A 22,709-nucleotide genomic window follows, 5' to 3' on the forward strand; every position below is an offset into this window, starting at 1 on the left:
CCGGCTTCGCCGGCTCGATGTCAGATGACGCCCTGCGCGAGCATGGCAGCGGCGACCCTCTCGAATCCTGCGATGTTGGCCCCCGCGACGTAGTCGCCGGGAACCCCGTACCGTTCCGCGGCGTCGAACGCGGCGCCGTGGATATCCGCCATGATCTCACGGAGCTTGCTCTCGCTGTCGGCGAAGGTCCACCGCTGGCGCGAGGCGTTCTGGCTCATCTCCAGCGCGGAGGTGGCCACACCGCCCGCGTTGGCCGCCTTGCCGGGGGCGAACAGCACACCCGCCCGCTGGAACGCCTCGACGGCCTCGGGCACGCACGGCATGTTGGCGCCCTCGGAGACCGCCTGCACACCGCCGGCGATCAGCGCCTCGGCGTCGGCCAGGCTCACCTCGTTCTGCGTGGCGGACGGCACGGCGATGTCGACCGGCACCTCCCACACGCTGCCGCCCTCGACGAACCGTGCGCTGGGGCGGCGGCGGGCGTACTCGACGATGCGGGCGCGCTCGACCTCCTTCAGCTGACGCAGCAGGTCGAGGTCGATGCCGGCGTCGTCGACGACGTAGCCGGAGGAGTCGGAGGCGGTGACCGCGGTCGCGCCGAGCTGCGCGGCCTTCTGGATCGCGTAGAGGGCGACGTTGCCGGAGCCGGAGATGCCGACGCGCTTGCCCGCCAGCGAGTCGCCGCGGACGGCGAGCATCTCCTGCGCGAAGAACACGGCGCCGTAGCCGGTGGCCTCCGTGCGCACCTCGGCCCCACCCCAGCCGGTGCCCTTGCCGGTGAACATGCCCGACTCGTGGCGGTTGGTGACCTTGCGGTACTGGCCGAACAGGAAGCCGATCTCGCGGCCGCCCACGCCGATGTCGCCCGCGGGGACGTCGGTGTGCTCGCCGAGGTGGCGGTACAGCTCGTTCATGAACGACTGGCAGAAGCGCATGACCTCCGCGTCGGACTTGCCGTGCGGGTCGAAGTCGGAGCCGCCCTTGCCGCCGCCGATGCCCTGACCGGTGAGCGCGTTCTTGAAGATCTGCTCGAAGCCGAGGAACTTGATGATCGACAGGTTCACCGAGGGGTGGAAGCGCAGGCCGCCCTTGTACGGGCCGAGCACGGAGGAGAACTGGATGCGGTAGCCGCGGTTGACCTGCAGCTTCCCCGCGTCGTCGACCCACGGCACGCGGAACAGGATCTGCCTCTCGGGCTCGACCAGGCGCTCGAGGATGCCGCCGTCGACGTATTCCGGGTGGCGCTCCAGCACGGGGGCGATCGAGTGCAGCACCTCGTGCACGGCCTGGTGGAACTCCGGCTCGTGCGGGCTGCGGGAGAGCACCGTGTCGAACACGGGCTGCACGGAGTCGGCGAGCGGATGGAAGTCGGCAGTGGTCGTGACGGTCACGCGGGAAGGACTTTCTGGTGGGGGATGGGGTGCTGGCGATCGTGTCGCGTCAGGGCGGTGCCGGTTGGGCCGAGCTCTCACTCTAGCGTCGGCGCCCGTGGGCCCCGCGCCACGCGACGGGCGGCCGCGGCTCAGCCGGTGTTCTGCAGTCCGGCCGCGACGCCGCTCACCGAGAGCAGCAGGAGGCGCTGCTGTTCCGCGTCGGCGCCCGAGCCCTCCGGCTGCGGCGCGGCCGAGCGCAGGGCCCGGAGCGCGCGCAGCTGCAGCAGCGACAGCGCGTCGACGTAGGGGCTGCGCAGCTGCACGGCGCGCTGCAGCACGGGCTTGTTCTCGAGCAGGCCGTCGCCGCCGGTCAGCCGCACGACCCACTGGCGCGTGAGCGCGAGCTCGTCGAGCACGAGCGCCGCCAGGTCGTCGCGGTCGCCGAGGGCCAGGTACTGGCGGGCGATGCGCTCGTCGGTCTTGGCGAGGCTCATCGCGACGTTGTCGACCATGGTGTGCAGCAGCGGCCACTCGCGGTACGCCTCACGCAGCAGGTCCTGGTCGCCGACGGCCTCCAGGGCGGTGCCGAGACCGAACCAGCCGGCGAGGTTGATGCGCGCCTGGGTCCACGCGAACACCCACGGGATCGCCCGCAGGTCTTCCAGCGACTCGACCGACAGTCCGCGTCGGGCGGGGCGGGAGCCGAGTGCCAGCAGCCCGATCTCCTCCATCGGGGTCACCGTGGCGAACCACGGCGCGAAGCCCTCGGCCTTGACGAGCGAGAAGAAGCGCTCGCGGGAGGCCGCGTCCATCGTGGCGGCCACCTCGGCGTAGCGCTCGGCCGCGCGGCTGGTGCGCTCCTCCACCGTGGGGGAGGAGGCGAGCAGCGTGGCGGCGGCGACCTGGTCGATGTGCCGCATGGCGATCGCGGGCTCGCCGTAGCGCGCGAAGATCACCTCGCCCTGCTCGGTGAGCTTGAACCGGCCGTCGACGGAGTGCGGCGGCTGGGCGAGGATGGCGGAGTTGGCGGGGCCGCCGCCGCGCCCGAGGGCGCCGCCGCGACCGTGGAACAGCGTGAGCTCGATGCCCGACTCCTGCGCCCAGCGGGCGATGGTGGCCTGCGCCGCGTACAGCGCGAGGTTCGCGGCGACCGGGCCCACGTCCTTCGACGAGTCGGAGTAGCCGAGCATCACCTCGAGGCGGTTGCCTGTGGCGGCCATCCGCTCGCGGAACTCGGGGAACGTGACGACCTCGGCGAGGATCGCCGGCGCGGCCTGCAGGTCGGCGAAGGTCTCGAACAGCGGCACGACATCGAGCACCGGGGCGTCGTCGCCGAGGGCGTACCGGGCGAGGCGGTGCACGTTCGCGAGGTCGGACGCGGCCTGGGTGAACGAGACGACGTAGCGCCCTGCCGCCCGCAGCCCGCGGTCGCGCTGGATGTCCGCGATCGCACGGAACACCTCCAGCACCTCCTCGGTCTGGGCGCTGATCGGGCCGCCCGCGTCGAGCTCGGCGAGGGCCGTGGCGTGCACCTGGGAGTGCTGGCGCACCTCGAGCTCGGTCAGGTGGAAGCCGTAGGTCTCCACCTGCCAGATCAGGTGCTGCACCCCGCCGAACGCGTGCCGACGGGCGCCGGCCGCGGCCAGCGAGGACTGCACGGCACGCAGGTCGGCCAGCAGCTCGTCCGGCCGGGTGTACGCGTGCTCACTGTCCCCGAGCCGGGTCGCGGCCACCCGCCGCGCGAGCACGAGCAGCACGCGGCGGTGCGGCTCCTCCGGCGACCGGGCGGCGAGCTCGGCGGCGACCTCGGGCTCGGCGGCCGCGAAGGCCTCCCACAGTGCGACGACCTCCGCGCTCGGGGGCGTGTCGTCGGCCGAGAGCGTGAGCGTGCGGCCGATGCGGTCCAGCGCGCGCTCGAGTCCGCGCAGCACGTGGTCGGAGGCGATCTGCGAGGCCTCGCGCGTGACGGCCGCGGTGACGAACGGGTTCCCGTCGCGGTCGCCGCCCACCCACGAGCCGATGCGCACGAAGGAGGGCACCACGGGCGCGCTGGCTCCGGACTCCTCGCCGCGCAGCGCGTCGTCGATGCGGCGGTACACGTGCGGCACCGTCGTGAAGAGCGTCTCGTCGAACACGCCCATGACGGTGCGGACCTCGTCGGTCGGGGAGGGCTTCTGCGCGCGCAGCGGGGCGGTGCGCCACAGCGTGTCGATCTCCTCCAGCATGCGACGGCGGGCGCGGTGCTCCTCGGCGCCGCCCGCGCTCGCGGCGTCGTGCTGCGTGAGCAGTTCCGACAGGCGGCGGATGCTCGACGACACCGCACGGCGGCGGGCCTCGGTCGGGTGCGCCGTGAACACCGGGTGGAAGCGCAGACCGGCGAGACGGCGGCGCGCCTCGTCCTCACCGACCTCGTCGCGCAGGCGCGCGTAGGCCGTGGCGACCGTGTCGCTCGCGTCCTCCCGCCCCGGCTGGCCGGCCCGCTCGCGCAGCACGCGCACGCGCTGGTGCTCCTCGGCGAGATTCACCAGGTGGAAATAGCAGGTGAACGCCCGCGCGACCTCGTCGGCGCGGGCGATCGTGAACGACTCGGCGATCGCCGCGGCCCGCTCGAACGCGTCGGAGGTCTCGTCCTCGTAGGCCTGGATGGTCGCGAGGCGCAGACGCTCGACGTCGTCGAACAGGTCGTCGCCGCCGGCCTCGCGGAGCACCTGGCCGAGCAGCTGGCCCAGCATCCGCACGTCGGAGCGCATGGCATCGGGAATGCCGCGACCGGCTTCGAAGCGACCGATCACGCGGATGGCCTCGGTGGGCGTCGGCTCGGAGAAAGCGGGGGAATCGGGGGTCACCCTCCGAGAGTATCCCGGGGTGAGAACGCCTCTTGCACGCATGACGGCCGGAGGACACCGCCGCCTACGATGGAGACGATGCGCATCACAGCGAACCCCCTCCGCGGTCAGCAGTTCCCCGCCGTCCTCCTGCTCGTCGCGGCCGGACTGGGGCTCCTCCTCGCGAACCTGCCCACCCACGACGCGATCGCGGGGCTGCTGGACGCGCACCTCGCGGTGCCGGGCACGGCGCTCGACCTGTCGATCGCGCACTGGGTCTCGGACGGTCTGCTGGCGGTGTTCTTCCTGGTGGTCGCGATCGAGCTGCGCCACGAGCTGACCCACGGCGAGCTCGACTCCCCGCGCAAGGCCGTGCAGCCGGCGATCGCCGCGACCGGCGGGGTGCTGGTCCCCATCCTGGTGTACCTGTTGATCGCGGGCGGCCCGGAGACGGCGTCCGGCTGGCCGATCCCCACCGCGACCGACATCGCCTTCGCGCTCGGTGTGCTGGCGATGTTCGGCCGCGGCCTGCCGTCGCGCGTGCGGGTGTTCCTGCTGGCGCTCGCGATCCTCGACGACATCATCGGCATCGTGTTCATCGCGGTGCTGTTCGCGCACGACGTGCAGTGGCTGCTGTTCGTGCTGGCCCTGGTCGGTGTGGCCGTGTTCTGGGTGCTCAGCCGGCTCCTGCACGCGAAGGGGCATCCGCTGATCGCGGTCGCGATGACCGTGGCCGGTGTGGTGACGTGGGCGCTCGTGGCGTCGTCCGGCGTGCACGCCACGATCGCGGGGGTCATGCTGGGGCTGGTGATGGCGCCGGTGCCCGCTGGCCGTACGCGGCACGCGCTCGAGCCCACGGTCAACGGGGTGATCCTGCCGGTGTTCGCATTCGTCGCGGCGTTCGTGGTGATCCCCGCGGTGGCGCCGACGGAGCTGTCGCCCGCGTTCTGGGCCATCGTGGTGGCCCTCCCGGTCGGCAAGATCGTCGGCATCACGGTGTTCGGCTGGTTCGCGATGCGCATCCGCCCGCGGGGAGCCGATCCGGCGCTGCCCTTCGCCGACATCGTCGCGGCGGGAGCGCTCGGCGGCATCGGCTTCACGGTGTCGCTGCTGCTCGCGAACCTCGCCTTCGCCGCCGACGCGGGCCTGCGCGACCAGGCGATCCTCGGGGTGCTGGTCGGCTCGCTCCTGGCACTGCTGCTCTCGGCGGTGATCGTGTCGCTGCGGGCCCGCTGGTACCGTCGCCTCGCCGGTGCCCCGTCCGGAGAGCGGGTCGCATCGGACCGAGGAGCGGAGGACGCATGAGCGGGTCTGCCGACGAGTCGCGGCCTGACGTGGATGCGCTGCGGGCCGCGGCCGACACCATGCGGGCCGTGCGCGAGCGCTGCGTGTGGTCGCAGCGCATCACCCACCGCGACCTGGTGCCGTACCTGATCGAGGAGTCGCACGAGGTGATCGACGCCGTGGAGTCCGGCACCCGCGACGATCTGCGTGAGGAGCTGGGCGACCTGCTGTGGCAGGTGCTGTTCCACGCCGCGATCGCCGCGCAGGACCCCGACGATCCGTTCGACATCGACGACGTGGCCGCCACGCTCACCGAGAAGATGGTGCGCCGTCATCCGCACGTGTTCGGCGACGAGGTCGCCACCACGCCGGAGGAGGTGCTGATCCACTGGAACGCGGCGAAGGCCGCGGAGAAGCGCACGCGGCGCAGCGTGCTCGACGGCGTGCCCCGGGGGATGCCGGCGCTCGCCCTGGCGCAGAAGCTGGTCGGCCGGGCCGCGGGGGCCGGTGTCACGGTGCCGCAGAGCCCCGTCGCGGCCACTCCGGCGTCCGAGGCGGAGCTCGGCGACGCGCTCCTGGCGCTGGTCGCGACCGCGCGCGCCGAGGGGTGGGATGCCGAGCGGGCGCTGCGCGAGCGGCTGCGGCTGCTGGAGGACGAGGTGCGCGGGGCGGAGGCCGGCTGACCCGACGCGCGGGTGCCGCCGACGACCTGGGAAGATGGACGGGTGGCTACTGTGAACCCGCCGCGCGGCATGCGCGACTTCCTCCCCGCCGACAAGGCCCGCCGTGAGCGCGTGCTCTCCGTGATCCGCGAGCGCTACCGCGCGCACGGGTTCGACGAGATCGAGACGCCCGTGGTGGAGGAGTACGAGCGGCTGCACGCGGGCATCGGCGGCGACAACGAGAAGCTGTCGTTCGCGATCCTGCGCCGCGGTCTCGACGCCGACGCGATCCGCGCCGCGGCCGACGACCCCGCCGCGCTGTCCGACCTGGGGTTGCGCTACGACCTGACGGTGCCGCTGGCGCGCTTCTACGCCAGCAACCGCGGGCAGCTCCCCGGTGTGTTCCGCTCCGTGCAGATCGCGCCGGTGTGGCGGGCCGAGCGGCCGCAGAAGGGCCGCTACCGCCAGTTCGTGCAGTGTGACATCGACATCATCGGGGATGCGTCGGGGCGGGCCGAGGCCGAGCTGCTCGTCGCATCGCTCGACGCCGTCGACGCGCTGGGGCTCGAGGGTGCCACCGTGCGCATCAACGACCGCCGCCTGCTCGACTGGATGCTGGGCCACCTGGGCTTCACGACCGAGGAGCGCCCGCAGGTGCTGATCACGATCGACAAGCTCGACAAGATCGGGCCGGAGGGGGTCGCGGCCGAGCTGCGCGAGCGCGGGGTCACCGCGACCGCCGTCGCCGCGTTCGAGGAGTTCCTCCGCCGCCCGCAGACGCTGGAGTACCACCCGTACGGGGAGCGGCAGATCCGCAAGGCGCTGCCCGAGGGCGTCCCTGATGAGCTCATCGCGCACCTCACCGGCATCGGCGAGGCCGTGGCGGCCGCACGCCCCGTGGTCGCGGAGCACGTCGAGATCCCGCTCGTGTTCGACCCGTTCCTCGTGCGCGGCATGGGGTACTACACGGGCACGATCTTCGAGCTCGCGCACCCCTCCGTCGGGTACTCGCTCGGCGGCGGCGGGCGCTACGACGGCATGATCGGCCGGTTCCTGAAGCAGGACGTTCCCGCGGTGGGCTTCTCGCTCGGGTTCGAGCGGCTGGTCGACCTGGTCTCCGCCGACCCCGACACCGAGGCGCAGGCGATCGTCCTGGTCCACGATGCCGACGTGCCGGTGGGCGAGCTGGTCGCCCGCAAGGCCGAGCTCGTGGCGAGGGGGGCGCGCGTGCGGCTCGAGCAGCGCACCAAGAACCTCAAGGCGCTGCTGGAGCGTGCGGCCGCCGACGGCTACACCCACTTCGCGAGCGTGCGGGCGGGCTCCGACGAGCTCGAGGTCAAGACGCTCGGCTGATCCGGGGCTCGGTGGTGTTCACCGGGCGTTCACGGCGGTCGACTCGAATCGGGTCGTGCGTCGCCTCCGTCCCGTGTTCGCCGCCGTGTCCGCCGTCGCCCTGCTGACCGCGGTGCTGCGCCTCGTGCTGGTCCGTCAGGCCGCGCTCGCGCGACGGCGCATCGGCAAGCCGCTCGGCGAGGTGTCGCTCGATGCCGACCGGCTCTGGCGGCCGGGGCTCGACGGCGCCCCGCTCGACCTGCTGCTGGTGGGCGACTCGCTCGCGGCGGGGCTGGGGGCGCAGCGCCCCAAGCAGACCCTGGGCGGACGACTCGCCAAGGCGCTCGCGCGTGGTCTGGGGCGTCCGGTGCGCCTGCGTACGGTGGCGAGGGTCGGCGCGGAGTCGCGCGACCTCGCGACGCAGCTGGACGCGTTGCCGCCCGGGTACCGTCCGCACGTCGCGGTGGTCGTGGTGGGCGGGAACGACGTGACGCATCGCCTGCCGGTCGCCGAGTCCGCGCGGCACCTGGATGACGCGGTGCGGCGGCTGCGCGACCTCGGCGCCGGGGTCGTGGTGGGCACCTCCCCGGATCTGGGGGCGCTCCGCGCGGTGCCGCAGCCGCTGCGCCGCATCGCCTCGAGCCTGTCGCGTCGGCTCGCCGCCGTGCAGGCGGAGGCGGCCCGCCGCGCGGGGGCCGAGCCGGTCGATCTGCGCCGCGCCGTGGGGCCGCTGTTCTTCGACGAGCCGGAGGCGATGTTCAGCCTCGACCGGTTCCACCCGAGCCCGCTCGGCTACCGGCGCACCGCGGAGGCGCTGCTCCCCGCCGTGCAGCGGGCGACCGTCGTCGCGCTCAGCTCGCGTCGGCCTGCCCCGCGCTGAACGACGCCGCCCATTCGGCGACGCGGCGCGCGCTCTCCTCGTCCGAGAGGTCTTCGACCCTGGTCATGATCGACCATCGCACGCCGAAGGGGTCGCGGATGCTGGCGAAGCGGTCGCCCGACACGAAGTGCATCGCGGGCTCGCGCACGGTGGCACCGGCGGCCACGGCGCGCTCGACCACGGCGTCGACGTCGGGCACGTAGAGGCCGAGGGAATAGCAGGCGTCGTCGCCGGCGGGCGGCGGCACGAGGTGGTAGTCGGGACTGGGCTCGCCCAGTTGCAGTCGACCGGTGCCGAAGTCGAGGTCGGCGTGGGCCACGACGTCGCCGAACTCGGTCACGTCGATCACGCGGGCTCCGAACACGTCGCGGTAGAACGCGAGCGCACCGGCGGCGTCGGGGATCGCGAGGAACGGGGTGAGCGAGGTCACGCCGTGCGGGCGGCCGTCGGTCGTGTGCGCACCGGTCACGCCGGTGACGGGCAGGCCTGCGGGTGTCTGATCGGTCATGTCGCCACGGTAGATCGCGCGGCGCGCCGGGCGCTTGAAGATGCGCGACACGGGCGCCACGGCGTCGCGTCGGCGGTGCCCCCTACGCTGAGCGCATGGTGAATCCGACCAGGGGTGTGCTGTATCCCGCGCGGTTGCCGCAGTTCCACCGCCTGCCCGCTCCGCCCGAGGTCCGGCACCTCGTGGCGTGGTTCTGGATCCCGGAGTGGGACATCGAGCCCGGACGCTCCTCCCGGCAGGAGGTGGTGTCGTATCCGGCGCTCAACCTCGTGGTCGAGCCCGACGCCGTGACGCTGTCCGGCGCGACCACCCGCCTGTTCCACCGCGACCTGAGCGGGCGCGGCTGGGCCGTCGGCGCCCTCCTGCGTCCGGCCGCGGTGCCCGCGCTCGAGCCCGATCCGGCAGCCCTCGTCGACACCGCCCGCGCGGTCGCGGCACCGGAGCTGCACGACGGGGTGTCGGCGGCGATGTCGACGGGGGAGGGGCACCGGGAGCGCGCGGTCGCGGCGTTCTCCCGCTGGCTCGTGGCGAACGCGCCGGCGGACGACGGCGATGCCCGAGGTGCGAACGCCGTGTTCGACGCCCTGTTCGGCGACGGGGCGGCGCTGACCCCCGAGGAGGCCGCGACGCGCCTGGCGGTGTCGGTGCGCACCCTGCAGCGCCTCACCCGACGGCACGTGGGGCTGTCGCCCGCGGCCATGATCCGTCGCCGACGGTTGCAGGAGGCCGCGCAGCGCGTGCGCGATGAGCCCGCGGTCGACCTGGCGTCGCTCGCGGCCGAGCTCGGGTACGCCGACCACGCGCACCTGACCCGGGACTTCCGGGCCGTGCTGGGCATCGCTCCGCGGGGCTACCGTTCCGCGCTGCGGGAGTGATCGGCGCGCCGTTCGAGCCGCAGCCGCACGAGTCGATAGGCCACCCCGGCGACGACCACGGCCGTTCCGATGAGGGACGCCGCCACGGGCAGCGTGTTCACGAGCACCAGGCAGCCGAGCGCGCCGACCACCTGGAGCGCGCGCGGCGACCGTCGGGCGGCACCGCGCTGACGGAAGGCCGCGGCATTGGCGATCAGGTAGTAGAGCAGCACCCCGAACGAGGAGAAGCCGATCGCGGTGCGCAGGTCGGCCGTCAGCACCAGCGCGATCACGAGCGCCGCGAGCACGAGTTCCGCGCGCTGGGGCACCTGATGCCGGGCGTCGATGCGGGACAGGAACCGCGGCAGGTCGCCCTCCCTGGCCATCGCGAGCACGGTGCGTCCGATGCCGGTGAGCAGCGCCAGGAGTGCCCCGAGGGACGCGGCCGCCGCGGCGATCCGCACCAGGGGCGTCGCCCACGACCAGCCGGCGGCGACGAGCACGTCTGCCAGCGGCGCGGTCGCGCCCTGCACCTCGGCGCCGAGCACCAGCACCACGGTGAGGCCGACCAGCGCATAGACGACCACGGCGCCGCCGAGGGCCAGGGCGATCGCGCGGGGGATCGTGCGCGCGGGGTCGGTGACCTCCTCGCCCATCGTCGCGATCCGGGCGTAGCCGGCGAATGCGAAGAACAGCAGCCCGGCTCCCTGGAGCACGCCGTACGCGGTCGCGTCGGGCAGCGGGGCGGGGGTCGAGGTGGGAGCGGCGCCGAGCCCGAGGATCACCACGACCGCGAGCCCGAGCAGGGAGCAGGCGACGAGGATCCGGGTCAGCAGCGCGGTGCGGGTGACGCCGAAGCAGTTGACGACCGCGAGCGCCGCGACGGCGAGCACCGCGACCGGCGTCTGCCAGGCGGGCGGGACGGCGTAGGCAGCGAACGTCATCGCCATGGCCGCGCAGCTCGCGATCTTGCCGATCACGAAGCTCCAGCCGGCGACGAAGCCCCACCACGGGCCGATCTCGGCGCGCGCGTAGGCGTACGTGCCGCCCGCGACCGGGTGGACGGCGGCGAGCTGTGCCGACGCGGTGGCGTTGCAGTAGGCCACGAGGGCGGCGATCGCGAGGGCGATCAGGATGCCGCTGCCCGCCACGCCGATGGCCGGGGCCCACACGGCGAACACGCCGGCGCCGATCATCGAGCCGAGGCCGATCGCGACGGCGTCGGCGAGGGTCAGGCGTCGGGCGAGGGGCACGCGGCCATCGTCCCACGTGCCGGTGAACGGCCGGTGTCGCGTCAGCGGCGGGCGGCGGTGACGCGCTTCTTCTCGCGGATGTACACCTGGCGCCGCACGCTCGCCACGGTGTCGCCGTCGCGGTCGGTGATCACGGTCTCGAACCACTCGAGCACCTTGCCGCCGCCGTGGGCGCGCTGCCGCAGCTCCTCCGCCTTCTCCCGCGGCACCGAGAACTCGGCCGTGAGCACGCCGCGTCCCGGCTTGAGGAACTCGATCTCGCCGCGGGTGTCCCACACCACGTAGTCGCGCCCGAGCTGGTGCATCACGAGCATGAAGAAGTACGGGTCGGTCATGGCCGACATCGAGCCGCCGAACGCCGTCTTGACGTAGTTGCGGGTGAAGACGTTGACGTGCAGCTCGACGGTCGCGTGGGTCCAGTCCTCGCTGAACCGGCGCACGCGGATGCCGCTGAACAGGTTCGGGATCCACAGGCTCATGCCGACCGCGAGGCGGCGGGGGGTGATGCGCATGAGGTCAGTGTGGAGGATGCGGCGGCGACCGGCGAAGACGTCTGGAGGGTTGGCACAGTTGTTCTAGTTGACATAGAATAAGTAGCGATAGGAGGTCGCCATGCTGATCCGCGTCGACGTCGACAGTCCGCACGCGCTGTACGACCAGGTCGCCGCGTCCATCCGGGCCGACATCCTGGCGGGCGCGCTCACCCCGGGCGACCGGCTGCCCGCGGCGCGCGACGTCGCGAGCGCGCTCGACATCAACCAGCACACGGTGCTGCACGCCTACCAGCGGCTGCGCGACGAGGGTCTCGTCGACCTCCGGCGCGGCAGGGGCGCGGTGATCGCGGCCTCCGCGGCCCCGCTGGTCGAGCTCGCGCACGAGATCGACGGACTCGTCCGTCGTGCCGCCGCGGTGGGGGTCTCCGCCGAGACGCTCGCCGGCATCGTCCGCACCCACCGCGCTCCCGTCGACGACCGGAGCGCCCGCGCCGCACAGCGGACCACACCGCGCACCACACCGCGCACCACAGAGGAGGATTCGCCATGACGACCCACGACCTCACCCGCACGCCGCCCGCGCTGCTGCGGCGGGCGCGCCTCCTCTTCGTCCTGGTCGCGGTCGCCGTACCCGTGGTCATCACGGCCGTCGCCGCCGCGGTGCTGCTGTCCTGGCTGCCCTCGCTCCCCGGCACCGTCGCGGTGCACTGGGGTCTCGACGGCGCCGACCGCTTCGGTGCCCCGATCGTCTACCTCTGGCTGCTCCTCGGCGTCGGGCTCGGCCTCCCGCTCCTGATGGCCGCGACCACGCTCGCCGCGGTGGCTGCGCACTGGGGCGGAGCCGCCCGGCTGATGGGTGCGCTCGCGGCCGGCATGTCCGGGTTCGCGGCGGTGCTGAGCCTCGGGTCGCTGTGGATCCAGCGCGACCTCGCGTCGACCGCCGAGGTCCCGGGCATCGGCGTCGTGACGGCGCTCGCGTTCGCCGCTCTCCTCGTCACCGGAGGTGTCGCCTGGCTCGTTCAGCCCAGGGTGAGGCCCGAGCCCGGGCGCACGCTCGAGCCGCGGCACGTCGTGCGGGTGGCCGACGGGGAACGGGTGGTCTGGGTGGGCACCACGACCATGCCCCGCGGGGCCCTGGCCTTCCTTCTGGTCGTCCTCCTCGGGCTGATCGCGCTGGCGGTGTGGATGCTCGCGGGCGGCATCACCGGGGCGTGGATCGCGGTCCTGGTGACCGTGGTGGTGGCGTTCGCCGTGGCCGCGACGGCGTCGTTCCGGGTCCGTGTGACACCCGAGGGCCTCACGGCGCAGGCTCCGCTCGGCTGGCCGCGTCAGCGCATCCCGGTCGACCGCATCGTTTCCGCGCGAGCCGTGACCGTCTCGCCGTTCGGGGAGTTCGGCGGATGGGGGTGGCGCTTCTCGCCGGACGGCCGCAGCGGCATCGTGATGCGACAGGGCTCCGCGATCGAGGTGGCGCGCCGCGACCACGGACCGTTCATCGTGACGATCGACGGGGCGGAGGAGGCCGCGGCACTGCTGCAGGCCTACGTCGATCGGGCCGCCGCGCGGACGGGCCACGGGGGAGGGCCCGACGGGGCGACCGAGAGGAGCGGACGATGACCGTCGACGACACGAAGCGCGACGCGGAGGGAGCCGTGACGCGCGTGCCGTGGGCCGCGGTGCTCGTGTTCATCGCGGCAGCCTGCGGGCTCGCCTGGCTGGTCGCCCTGCCGCTCTGGCTGGGTGCGGGGCTCGCTGAGCCGATCTCGACGCTCCTGCTGCCGGCCATGATGCTGACGCCCGCCCTCGCGACGGTGCTCGTGGTGTTCGTGATGCGGGTGCCCAGGCCGGGTGCGCGCCTGCGCTTCCTGGGGCTCTGGCCGCTGCGCCCGGCGAAGCGCGTCGTGTGGCTCCTGGTCGCGGCGTGGCTGATCCCCCCGCTGCTGGTGGCGCTCGGCATCCTGGTCTCCGCCGCCCTCGGCTGGGTGCGGCTCGACCCGACGTCCGGGGCGTTCGCGGCCGAGCTGGCACGGGCGCTCCCCGCCGGCACGCCGATGCCGCCGGTCGAGGTCGTGGTGTTCGCGCAGCTCGCGATGATCCCGCTCGGCGCGCTGGTCAACGCGGGGTTCGCGTTCGGTGAGGAACTGGGGTGGCGCGGGTGGCTGCTGCCCGCCCTGCGTCCGCTGGGCACCTGGCCGGCACTGCTGCTCAGCGGTGTCATCTGGGGTCTCTGGCACAGTCCGGTGATCCTGCTCGGCTACAACTTCGGTCGCACCGACGTCACCGGCGTGCTGTTCATGGTCGGCGGGTGCGTCGCGTGGGGTGTGCTGTTCGGCTGGCTGCGCCTGCGCTCCGGGTCGGTGTGGCCGGCGGTCGTCGCGCACGGTTCGCTGAACGCCGCGGCCGGGATGGTGGTGCTGTTCGCCGCGACACAGCCCGACCTCGCGCTGGCGGGACCGCTGGGTGTCGCGGCCTGGCTGGTCGCGGCGGTGGTGATCCTCGTGCTGCTGCTGACCGGGCAGTTCCGGGTGCAGCCGCCGCTCGCGCCGCGGCGAGCCGGAGCAGCGGCGGCGACGCTTGACGCGCCGCGTGCGCCGGGGGTTGGCTGAGCGCATGGACTCCACCCCCGCCGCCTGGGCCGACGCCGACACCTTCCTCGCCGAGCAGCTCCTGGAGCCCGATCCCGCGCTCGACGCGGCGCTCGCCGCCCAACGGGCCGCGGGGCTGCCCGAGATCGAGGTCGCGCCCCTGGCGGGCAAGCTGCTGAACCTGCTGGTGCGGTTGAGCGGGGCGCGGCGGGTGCTGGAGATCGGCACGCTCGGCGGCTACTCCACGATCTGGCTCGCACGCGCCGTGGGGGAGGAGGGACGGGTCGTGACGGTCGAGGCCGAGGCGGACAACGCCGCGGTGGCCAGGGCGAGCCTCGATGCGGCCGGTGTCGGCGAACGGGTGGACATCCGCATCGGCCGCGGCGCCGACGTGCTCCCGACGCTGGTGGGCGGGTTCGACCTGGTGTTCATCGACGCCGACAAGGAGTCCAACACCGTGTACCTGGACTGGGCCGCGCGGCTCGGGCATCCCGGCACCGTGGTCGTGCTCGACAACATCGGCCGCGACGGTGAGATCGTGCGCGACGACTCGACCGATTCGAAGGTCGTCGGCACCAGGGAGGGCCTGCGGATGCTGGGGGAGGACCCGCGGTTCGATGCGACCGCGCTGCAGACCGTGGGGCTGAAGGGCTGGGACGGCGTCGCACTGGCCCTCGTGGTCTGACCCGGCCCGCGCGCGGCATCCACCCGGCGCCGCCTGTCACCCCGGCGCCGTCCGAGCCCGGGGCTAGACTGGGGCGCGGATCGACGACGCTCCACACAACCTTTTCCCTGAGCAAGGAGCACATCAGTGGCACTGATCGAGGCTGTAGGCGCACGCGAGATTCTCGACTCGCGCGGAAACCCGACCGTCGAGGTGGAGGTGCTCCTCGACGACGGCATCGTGCAGCGTGCGGCCGTGCCGTCCGGTGCGTCGACCGGCGCCTTCGAGGCGTACGAGCTGCGCGACGGCGACAAGAGCCGCTACGGGGGCAAGGGCGTGCGCAAGGCCGTCGAGGCCGTGATCGACGAGCTCGGCCCGGCGCTCGAGGGCGTGGAGGCGAGCGAGCAGCGCATCGTCGACGAGATCCTGATCGAGGTCGACGGCACCGAGAACAAGAAGCGCGTCGGCGCGAACGCCATCCTCGGCGTCAGCCTTGCGGTCGCGAAGGCCGCCGCCGACTCCGCAGACCTCCCGCTGTTCCGCTACCTGGGCGGCCCCAACGCGCACGTGCTGCCCGTGCCGCTGTTCAACGTGATCAACGGCGGCGAGCACGCCGACAACGGCATCGACATGCAGGAGTTCTTCCTCGCTCCGATCGGCGCCGAGACCTACTCCGAAGCGCTGCGCTGGGGCGTCGAGACCTACCACGTGCTGCGTGCCGAGCTGAAGGCCGCCGGCTACGCCACGGGCCTCGGCGACGAGGGCGGCTTCGCCCCCGACCTGCCCAGCAACCGCGAGGGCCTCGACTTCCTGGTCAAGGCCATCGAGAAGGCCGGGTTCGCCCCGGGCACCGACATCGCGCTGGGCCTCGACGTCGCCGCCACCGAGTTCTTCAACGACGGCGTGTACCGCCTCGACAACAAGGACTGGGACGCCGCGGCGCTGACCGAGTACTACGTCGGCCTGGTGAACGACTTCCCGATCGTCACCATCGAAGACGCACTCGCCGAAGACGACTGGGACAACTGGAAGCACCTCACCGAGGCGCTCGGCTCGAAGGTGCAGCTGGTCGGCGACGACCTGTTCGTCACCAACCCGCAGCGTCTCGCCGACGGCATCGCCCGCGGCGTGGCCAACTCGCTGCTGGTGAAGGTCAACCAGATCGGCACGCTCACCGAGACGTTCGACGCGGTCAGCCTGGCGCAGCGCTCCGGCTACACGGCCATGCTGTCGCACCGCTCGGGCGAGACGGAGGACACCACGATCGCCGACCTCGTGGTCGCCACGAACGCGGGTCAGATCAAGGCGGGTGCCCCGGCGCGCAGCGAGCGCGTCGCGAAGTACAACCAGCTGCTGCGCATCGAGGAGGAGCTCGGCGACGCCGCGGTCTTCGCCGGCCGCTCTGCGTTCCCGCGCTACCGGGCCTGAGCGCACACACAGTGACAGAGCCGCGTGAGCCGCGGCAGGACGACGCCGCCGAGGCGGCATGACGGAGGAGGAGCCGTGGCACGACGACCGGCTCCTCCTCCGTCGTCGTCGAACGCGTCTCCGCGCCCCGCGACGGCCAAGACCGCACGGCCGGCACCGTCCGCGAAGCCGGGGCGTCGAGCGCCACGGAGCGCGGAGGGCGCCGCGCCGCGGGTGGACGTGCGGGAGTGGGCGTCGGGGATCCGACTGTCCGCGTTCTCTGCGATCATGCTGTCGCTCGTGGTGCTCGGCGCCTGGGTGCTGGTCCCCACGCTCGGGACGTTCATCGACCAGCGGCAGAAGATCGCGGCGCTGGAGGCCTCGGTGCAGGTCAGCGAGGCCGAGATCGCCGCGCTCTCCGCCGAGCGCGATCGGTGGGACGATCCCGCCTACATCACGACCCAGGCGCGCGAGCGCCTGTATTACGTCAAGCCCGGCGAGGTCGTGTACCTGATCGACAACGACCTCGATCCGTCGGCGCTGCCGCGGGAGCAGGAACCGGTGAGCGACACCCTGGAGGAGCGCCCCGCGGACTGGATGCCGCAGCTGCTGCGCACGCTCGTGTCCGCCGGCCTCAGCGACACCGTGGCCGTCACCCGCTGAGCTTCCGCTCCGAGCATCCTCCCTGGAGCCTCCCCTACGCTGGTGTGGTGACGACGCCCCCGTTCCCCGCCCCCACGCCCGCCGAACTCGCCGTCGTGTCCGCGCAGCTCGGCCGCCCCGCGCGGGGAGTGGTCGGGATCGCGGCGCGGTGCCGCTGCGGCAACCCGACGGTGGTCGCCACCACGCCGCGGCTTCCGGACGGGACGCCGTTCCCCACGTTCTACTACCTGACCCATCCCGCGGCGACCGCGGCCATGTCGACGCTCGAGGCCACGCATGTGATGCCGGAGCTCGCCGCTCTGCTGGACGACGATGCGGAGGTCGCCGAGGCGTATCGCGCGGCGCACGACGCGTACCTGGCCGATCGCGCGCAGTTCGGTGAGGTTCCGGAGATCGACGGCATCTCGGCGGGCGGCATGCCCACCCGCGTCAAGTGCCTGCACGCTCTCGCCGGGCACGCCCTCGCGGCCGGCCCCGGTGTGAACCCGATCGGCGACGCGGCGCTCGAGCGCTCGTCCTGGTCGCCCGAGGTCTGCCGCTGCGAGGACCCCGGTGCGGCTGTGCGCGAGGCGGCGCGCTCGGCATGACCGGACGGCGGATGCTGCGCAGCGTGGTCGCCGCCGCCGCGGTGGCGACGACGGTGCTGCTGCTGGGGTCGAGCGCGACGGCGGCGACGCCGCCGCCGATCCCGGACGACCCCGCCGACCCGGTGCGCGCGGCGGAGTACTGGCTCGACGGCGCGCGGATCCGCGAGGCGTGGCAGACGACGCGTGGCGAGGGTACGACCATCGCGGTGATCGACACGGGCATCGGCAAGGTCCCGCAGACGTTCGGCGACGCGGTGGTCGGCGGCACGGACGTCTCCGGCACGGGGACGCCGGATGGACGGACGCCGCTGGGCGCGATCGACGGCAACCACGGGTCCTGGGTGGCGTCCCTCGCCGCCGGTCGCGGCGCCCCCGACGGCACCGGCATGATCGGCGTCGCCCCGGAGGCCAAGCTGCTGTCGGTGTCCGTGGGCTTCGGCGCGGCGGCCGCCGTGCCCTTCACGGAGCAGGTGGCGAAAGCGATGCGGTGGGCGGTGGACAACGGGGCCGACATCATCAACCTCTCGTTCACCACCAACACCCTGGACTGGGACGAGAGCTGGGACGACGCGTTCCTCTACGCGTTCGAGCACGACGTGGTCGTGGTGGTCGCGGCGGGCAACCGGGGGAGCGGCACGAACATCATCGGCGCTCCCGCCACGATCCCCGGTGTGCTCACGGTGGGCGGTGTCGATCAGACGGGGACCGCGAGCATCGAGGCATCGACGCAGGGCATCACGATCGGGATCTCGGCGCCCAGTGAGGGCCTGCTCGGTGTCTCGGCCGACGGGGAAGTCGTCAAGTGGAACGGCACGAGCGGTGCGGCACCGATCGTGGCGGGGATCGCCGCGCTCATCCGGTCGGCACATCCCGACATCTCCGCGAACGACGTGATCAACCGCATCATCAAGACGGCGATACCCGTACCCGATGCGCAGAAGCCCCGCGATCCGCTCTACGGCTACGGGCTGGTCGATGCTGCCGCGGCGATCTCGGCCACCCTTCCCTCGGTCGACACGAACCCGATGGGCGACCTGGCGGAGTGGATCCGGCTGTTCCGCCGAGCCGAGAGCGAACCGGCGCCGCAGCCCGAGCTGACCCCGGTCGCCGTGCCTCCGCTTCCCGATGCGGATCAACCGAGCGAGGCCGGCTCACCGCTGCTTCCCAGCGCCGAATCACTGCGCTACGGTACCCTGCCGCTCGTCGCACTCACGGTGCCTGGTATCCTGATAGCGCTTGGCGTCACCGCAGCTGCCCGGCGCATCCGATCGGCGCGCGTTCCCGTACGCCACAATCCCGACTCCGAGGAGTAGTTCTTCTGTGCCTCAGAACAGCACTGTGCCCAAGATCCTGATCGTCGGCGGGGGCTACGCAGGTTTCTACACCGCGTGGAAGCTCGAGAAGCACCTGCGCAAGGGTGAGGCCGACGTGACCATGGTGGACCCGCTGCCGTACATGACGTACCAGCCGTTCCTTCCCGAGGTCGCCGCCGGTTCGATCGAGGCACGTCACTCGGTGGTCGCCCACCGCCGCCACCTCAAGCGCACGCACGTGCTCACCGCCAAGGTGACCAACATCAACCACGCGCAGAAGACCGTGACGATCACGCCGCCCGTCGGCGAGCCGTACGAGTTCGCGTACGACCAGATCGTGGTCACCGCGGGTGCCGTCTCGCGCACGTTCCCGATCCCGGGCATCGCCGACAACGCGATCGGTCTCAAGACCATCGAAGAGGCCGTGGCGATCCGCGACAAGGTCATGTCGAACTTCGACAAGGCCGCCTCGCTTCCCGCCGGTCCCGAGCGCGACCGTCTGCTGACCGTGGTCGTCGTGGGTGGTGGCTTCGCCGGCATCGAGGTGTTCGCCGAGCTGCGCTCGCTGGCCTCGTCGCTCGTGAGCAAGTACCCGCAGATCCACTTCGAGGACACGCACTTCCACCTGATCGAGGCGATGGGGCGGATCATGCCCGAGGTGTCGCTCAAGACCAGCGAGTGGGTGCTCAAGGACCTCGCGAAGCGCGGCGCCAACGTGCACCTCGACACGCAGGTCACGGGTGCGATCGACGGCAACGTCGAGCTCTCGACGGGCGAGGTCATCCCGACCGACGTGATCGTCTGGACCGCGGGCGTCATGGCCAACCCGACCGTCGTGCGCGGCGGCGACCTGCCGATCGAGGAGCGCGGTCGCATCCAGACCCGCGCCGACCTGCGCGTTGGCACCCCGGAGGCCTTCGTCGAGGGCGCCTGGGCTGCCGGTGACGTCTCGGCCGTGCCCGACCTGTCGGGTGGTGGCGTCGGCGGATTCTGCGTGCCGAACGCGCAGCACGCGGTGCGTCAGGCCAAGCTCCTCGCGAAGAACCTGGTGGCGGTGCTCCGTGGCGAGGCGCCCAAGGAGTACTTCCACAAGAACCTCGGGGCCGTGGCCGGTCTCGGCCTGTACAACGGCGTCTTCCAGTCCGGCAAGATCGCCCTCAAGGGCTTCATCGCCTGGGTCGCGCACCGCGGGTACCACGGACTCGCGATGCCGACGTGGGAGCGCAAGTGGCGCGTGCTGTGGGGCTGGTGGAACAACCTGTGGCTCGGCCGCGACCTGGTCAACCTCGAGACCGTGCAGAACCCGCGCTACGTGTTCGAGGAGTTCGCGGCGCGTCCGCGTCCGGCGGCACCGGCCGACGCGGCCCCGGCGGCTGCTCCGGCGAAGTCGGCTCCGGCCGCGAAGGGGGCTCCCGCCGCGGAGACCCCGGCCGATGTGAAGCCCGCTCCGAAGAAGGCGGCGGCGAAGAAGCCCGCCGCGAAGGCTTCGGCGACAGCGGAGACCGCGCCCGTCAAGTGACGACGACACCGAACGGCCCCGTACGCGAATGCGTGCGGGGCCGTTCTCGTTCCGGGCCGGACGTATGAGGGTGGAGACGCCGCAAGAGTTGGCCACGTAACATGTCAGATTGTACGCTTTCCGGGAGCGTGGACAAGGCCGTGTGGGCGGCCGTGTGGATCGTGCGCGATGCGAGGAGACCAGGTGGCGACGCGGAGTGGGGGTTCGATGCCGACGCTCAGCGTCTCGATCCGCGCCCTGCCGGGGCTCGAGAACCGGGCGGTCGCCCTGGCGCACGAGCTCCGCAGCGCTCCCGTCCAGATCGTCTCCGACGGGATCGAACCGTCGGCGCGTCGCGGTTCCCCGCGTCCCGTCTGGCAGCCGTGGAGCCGCCGGGCGACTCATCATCTCGTGCTCTCGGGTGACGTGGACGCGCATCCGGCGCTTCTCGCTCAGGTCCGCGACGCGGTGAGGCGTCAGCCCGCCGCGGTGCTGAGCTTCTTCTCGGGGTGGGACACCTACGCGTCGCACGCGGTGCGGATCGCTGCCTTCGCCGGGCGGCCGTGGGTCGCCCCGCCGGGGAAGACGGCGTCCGTCGTCGCCACCGTTTTGCCGGTCGCGGTCGCCGCCGAGCTCGCCGCCGCCGACGACAGCGCTCCCGTCGACGATGGGGAAGCGCTGTTCCGAGTCATCCGATCCCGCGGCCTGTCCCACTTCGCCAGCAACCCCAGCCTCGTGCAGGTCGCCGACCTCCGCCCGGATGGCGCGGGGGCGGCGCGAGCAGAGCGCGCGACAGCGTTCCTTCCGACGGCGGAGGCACCGGCGGCGTGGTGGGCAGGGGATCCGCTTCCCACACCGATGCAGGTCCCGGCGATCCATGTGAGCGACGGCGAGCCGGTGTCATACGAGGCGCCCCTGGACGGAGATGATCGCTGGCGCATCCGGTCGAGGCGGGCGATCCCCGCTCCGCATTCGCGGCGGCTCACCCGCATCATCCGCGACCGCCTGCTGTGCACCGAGGTCGCCCGCAGCGATCTGCGTGCCGCGGCGTCGCTCCTGGGCGCGGCCTCGGTGCTGTGCGATCAGCTCCTGCTCGCGGCGCGCGCGGGGTCGCCTCCGGAGGGCTTCGGGGAGCTGAGCGCTCGGGAGTCCGCCGGGACGCTCCCCCTCGGGGCGCTGGGACGCACGGTCGCGGCGCTCTCGGAGGACGGCGGGCGCACCGAGGTGCATGCGGCGTTCCTCGCCATCCGCGACGACGTGCTCGAGGTGCTCGACGATCTCGGCTGAGCGGGCAGTGGAGAGGATCCATAGCCCTGCCCGCTAGGGTTTCGAAGTGCAAGGGGAGTACTCCCGTCTGCAGCGTCGTCGTCACTACGGACATGACATCGTGTCCCGGCCCGCTGGCCCTTCCGGGCGGAGGAGACCTTGGCACCCGTTCGCGGGCTGCCCGGAGACCCCTGCCGATGCTGGACGTCGACCCTCCCGGTGGCCCGCCCCACGAAGGGATCACCATGGGAAAGCTCTCCCGACTCATCCGCCTCGCCTCCGACGCGCTCGACACGGGCGGCGCGACATCCTCGCGGCGGCCCGGGGACACGGGGCGGGAGTCCACCGATTGGGGCGGAATGATCCGCGGTGCGGTCGACCAGGTGCGCGGCACCCGCGACGCCTCGCCGTCCGCTGCACGACCGGGCGACCCGTACGCGCCGCCGCCCGCGCACGACGCGACCGCCCGTCGCGTCCAGGACCGGACACGACCCGCGGGGGCCTTCGCGCAGCCGCCCGCACCGCACCGCGGCGGATCCGCGCTCTCCCCGCAGGATCGTGCCGCGATCGCCCGGTACGACTACCTGATGCAGACGGCCGATCCTCAGCGCATCGAGCAGCTCCACCGCGAGGCGTTCGCGCGGCTCACCCCGCAGCAGCGCGAGGTCGTGGCGGCGCGCATGCAGCGGGAGCTCCCCGCGGGTGAGCGGCCGCGGTCGTCCGCCCCCGACGATCTGGCCAGGGCGGCCGGGCGGGCGGAGGCGATGCGACCGGGACGGATGCGCGGTCTGCTGTCCCGCGCGCGCGGCGTCGGGGCCGGCGGGGCTGCCGTCGCGGCGGGTGGTGCCGCCGTCGGTCTGCTCGGCGTCGTGGCCGGCGGTGCGGTGGTCAGCGCGGTCGCCGCGCCGCTGCTCGACCAGGCCGCATCGCTCGGCGTGGACTTCGGCGCCCTCGCAGAGGGCCTGGACGTCGAGGCGCTGGTATCCGGCGTCGATGTCGAGGCGCTGACGGGCGGCGCCGGAGATCTCCTGGGATCGGCGGGGGACGCGGTGTCCGGCCTCGGAGAGACCGCGACGGGCTGGGGCGACCGCCTGGGCGACCTGGGCGTCCCCGGGATCGGTGACCTGTTCGGGCGCTGACCCTCGGGTCCGGTGCCCCCGCTGGGACTCGAACCCAGACTGAGGCGATTTTAAGTCGCCTGCCTCTGCCATTGGGCTACGGGGGCCGCGTCGCCAGCCTAGCGCCGGCGAACGGCGGCCCC

At 73.0% G+C, this 22,709-nt stretch carries 21 protein-coding genes and 1 tRNA gene; 16 read left to right on the forward strand and 6 right to left on the reverse strand.

Annotation, left to right across the window (positions count from 1 at the left end; translation table 11 throughout):
• Positions 1-20: 20 nt before the first annotated feature.
• Both gdhA and ACWH95_RS10675 read right to left on the reverse strand, forming a co-directional pair.
• A complete protein-coding gene (gene gdhA, locus ACWH95_RS10670; RefSeq protein ID WP_136036015.1) occupies positions 21-1,391 on the reverse strand; it encodes an NADP-specific glutamate dehydrogenase in 1,371 nt (456 codons plus the stop codon).
• 131 nt (positions 1,392-1,522) lie between these two features.
• Positions 1,523-4,123, reverse strand: coding sequence for a phosphoenolpyruvate carboxylase (locus ACWH95_RS10675; protein ID WP_454120664.1), 2,601 nt, complete (start codon positions 4,121-4,123; stop codon positions 1,523-1,525).
• A gap of 174 nt (positions 4,124-4,297) precedes the next feature.
• On the opposite strand from ACWH95_RS10675, the gene nhaA reads away from it, so the two are divergent.
• The 4 genes from nhaA to ACWH95_RS10695 all read left to right on the forward strand — a co-directional run bounded on the left by nhaA (position 4,298) and on the right by ACWH95_RS10695 (position 8,356).
• The gene (gene nhaA, locus ACWH95_RS10680) at positions 4,298-5,503 is read left to right on the forward strand and encodes a Na+/H+ antiporter NhaA (RefSeq protein WP_454120629.1); all 1,206 of its coding nucleotides are present in this window, start codon (positions 4,298-4,300) and stop codon (positions 5,501-5,503) included.
• The gene (locus ACWH95_RS10685; RefSeq protein WP_136033408.1) at positions 5,500-6,165 is read left to right on the forward strand and encodes a MazG family protein; all 666 of its coding nucleotides are present in this window, start codon (positions 5,500-5,502) and stop codon (positions 6,163-6,165) included. Before nhaA ends, ACWH95_RS10685 begins: the two co-directional genes overlap by 4 nt.
• Before the next feature lie 69 nt (positions 6,166-6,234).
• A complete protein-coding gene (gene hisS / locus ACWH95_RS10690) occupies positions 6,235-7,497 on the forward strand; it encodes a histidine--tRNA ligase (RefSeq protein ID WP_240744635.1) in 1,263 nt (420 codons plus the stop codon).
• 55 nt (positions 7,498-7,552) lie between these two features.
• The gene (locus tag ACWH95_RS10695; RefSeq protein ID WP_454120630.1) at positions 7,553-8,356 is read left to right on the forward strand and encodes an SGNH/GDSL hydrolase family protein; all 804 of its coding nucleotides are present in this window, start codon (positions 7,553-7,555) and stop codon (positions 8,354-8,356) included.
• Here the strand turns inward: ACWH95_RS10695 and ACWH95_RS10700 are convergent.
• On the reverse strand, positions 8,328-8,864 hold the full coding sequence (locus ACWH95_RS10700) for a VOC family protein (protein WP_454120631.1): 537 nt from the start codon (positions 8,862-8,864) through the stop codon (positions 8,328-8,330). The two genes, ACWH95_RS10695 and ACWH95_RS10700, sit on opposite strands and share 29 nt — an antisense overlap.
• A 95-nt stretch (positions 8,865-8,959) precedes the next feature.
• On the opposite strand from ACWH95_RS10700, the gene ACWH95_RS10705 reads away from it, so the two are divergent.
• Positions 8,960-9,739, forward strand: coding sequence for a helix-turn-helix domain-containing protein (locus tag ACWH95_RS10705; protein WP_447652843.1), 780 nt, complete (start codon positions 8,960-8,962; stop codon positions 9,737-9,739).
• Here the strand turns inward: ACWH95_RS10705 and ACWH95_RS10710 are convergent.
• Positions 9,715-10,971, reverse strand: a complete 1,257-nt coding sequence (locus tag ACWH95_RS10710; RefSeq protein WP_454120632.1) for an APC family permease — start codon at positions 10,969-10,971, stop codon at positions 9,715-9,717. The two genes, ACWH95_RS10705 and ACWH95_RS10710, sit on opposite strands and share 25 nt — an antisense overlap.
• Before the next feature lie 41 nt (positions 10,972-11,012).
• On the reverse strand, positions 11,013-11,483 hold the full coding sequence (locus tag ACWH95_RS10715; protein WP_136033419.1) for a PaaI family thioesterase: 471 nt from the start codon (positions 11,481-11,483) through the stop codon (positions 11,013-11,015).
• Between the two features lie 100 nt (positions 11,484-11,583).
• Between ACWH95_RS10715 and ACWH95_RS10720 the strand changes: the two genes are divergently transcribed.
• The 11 genes from ACWH95_RS10720 (at position 11,584) to ACWH95_RS10770 (ending at position 22,587) form a co-directional block, all read left to right on the forward strand.
• The gene (locus ACWH95_RS10720; RefSeq protein WP_136036075.1) at positions 11,584-12,015 is read left to right on the forward strand and encodes a GntR family transcriptional regulator; all 432 of its coding nucleotides are present in this window, start codon (positions 11,584-11,586) and stop codon (positions 12,013-12,015) included.
• Complete coding sequence (locus tag ACWH95_RS10725; RefSeq protein WP_454120634.1) at positions 12,012-13,082, forward strand: DUF1648 domain-containing protein; 1,071 nt, start codon at positions 12,012-12,014, stop codon at positions 13,080-13,082. The genes ACWH95_RS10720 and ACWH95_RS10725 overlap by 4 nt, the downstream gene beginning before the upstream one ends.
• Positions 13,079-14,071 (forward strand): CPBP family intramembrane glutamic endopeptidase, encoded by a 993-nt coding sequence (locus ACWH95_RS10730; RefSeq protein ID WP_454120635.1) that lies wholly within the window; start codon positions 13,079-13,081, stop codon positions 14,069-14,071. Before ACWH95_RS10725 ends, ACWH95_RS10730 begins: the two co-directional genes overlap by 4 nt.
• A 4-nt stretch (positions 14,072-14,075) precedes the next feature.
• A complete protein-coding gene (locus tag ACWH95_RS10735; RefSeq protein WP_378803545.1) occupies positions 14,076-14,735 on the forward strand; it encodes an O-methyltransferase in 660 nt (219 codons plus the stop codon).
• A 126-nt stretch (positions 14,736-14,861) separates the two neighbouring features.
• Positions 14,862-16,142 (forward strand): phosphopyruvate hydratase, encoded by a 1,281-nt coding sequence (eno, locus tag ACWH95_RS10740; protein WP_454120636.1) that lies wholly within the window; start codon positions 14,862-14,864, stop codon positions 16,140-16,142.
• A gap of 75 nt (positions 16,143-16,217) precedes the next feature.
• Positions 16,218-16,784: an FtsB family cell division protein gene (locus tag ACWH95_RS10745; RefSeq protein ID WP_454120637.1), complete on the forward strand. Its 567-nt coding sequence runs from the start codon at positions 16,218-16,220 to the stop codon at positions 16,782-16,784.
• 47 nt (positions 16,785-16,831) lie between these two features.
• A complete protein-coding gene (locus ACWH95_RS10750) occupies positions 16,832-17,371 on the forward strand; it encodes a DUF501 domain-containing protein (RefSeq protein WP_136033433.1) in 540 nt (179 codons plus the stop codon).
• Positions 17,368-18,684 (forward strand): S8 family serine peptidase, encoded by a 1,317-nt coding sequence (locus ACWH95_RS10755; protein ID WP_136033435.1) that lies wholly within the window; start codon positions 17,368-17,370, stop codon positions 18,682-18,684. The genes ACWH95_RS10750 and ACWH95_RS10755 overlap by 4 nt, the downstream gene beginning before the upstream one ends.
• A gap of 25 nt (positions 18,685-18,709) precedes the next feature.
• Positions 18,710-20,203, forward strand: a complete 1,494-nt coding sequence (locus ACWH95_RS10760) for an NAD(P)/FAD-dependent oxidoreductase (RefSeq protein ID WP_136036077.1) — start codon at positions 18,710-18,712, stop codon at positions 20,201-20,203.
• Between the two features lie 207 nt (positions 20,204-20,410).
• Positions 20,411-21,469, forward strand: a complete 1,059-nt coding sequence (locus ACWH95_RS10765; RefSeq protein ID WP_378803547.1) for a hypothetical protein — start codon at positions 20,411-20,413, stop codon at positions 21,467-21,469.
• Between the two features lie 224 nt (positions 21,470-21,693).
• On the forward strand, positions 21,694-22,587 hold the full coding sequence (locus ACWH95_RS10770) for a cation-transporting ATPase (protein WP_378803548.1): 894 nt from the start codon (positions 21,694-21,696) through the stop codon (positions 22,585-22,587).
• A 13-nt stretch (positions 22,588-22,600) separates the two neighbouring features.
• On the opposite strand, the gene ACWH95_RS10775 is transcribed toward ACWH95_RS10770, so the two are convergent.
• Positions 22,601-22,673 (reverse strand) — tRNA-Leu (locus tag ACWH95_RS10775).
• Positions 22,674-22,709 lie beyond the last annotated feature (36 nt).

This window comes from Microbacterium sp. NPDC055502, assembly GCF_053643635.1.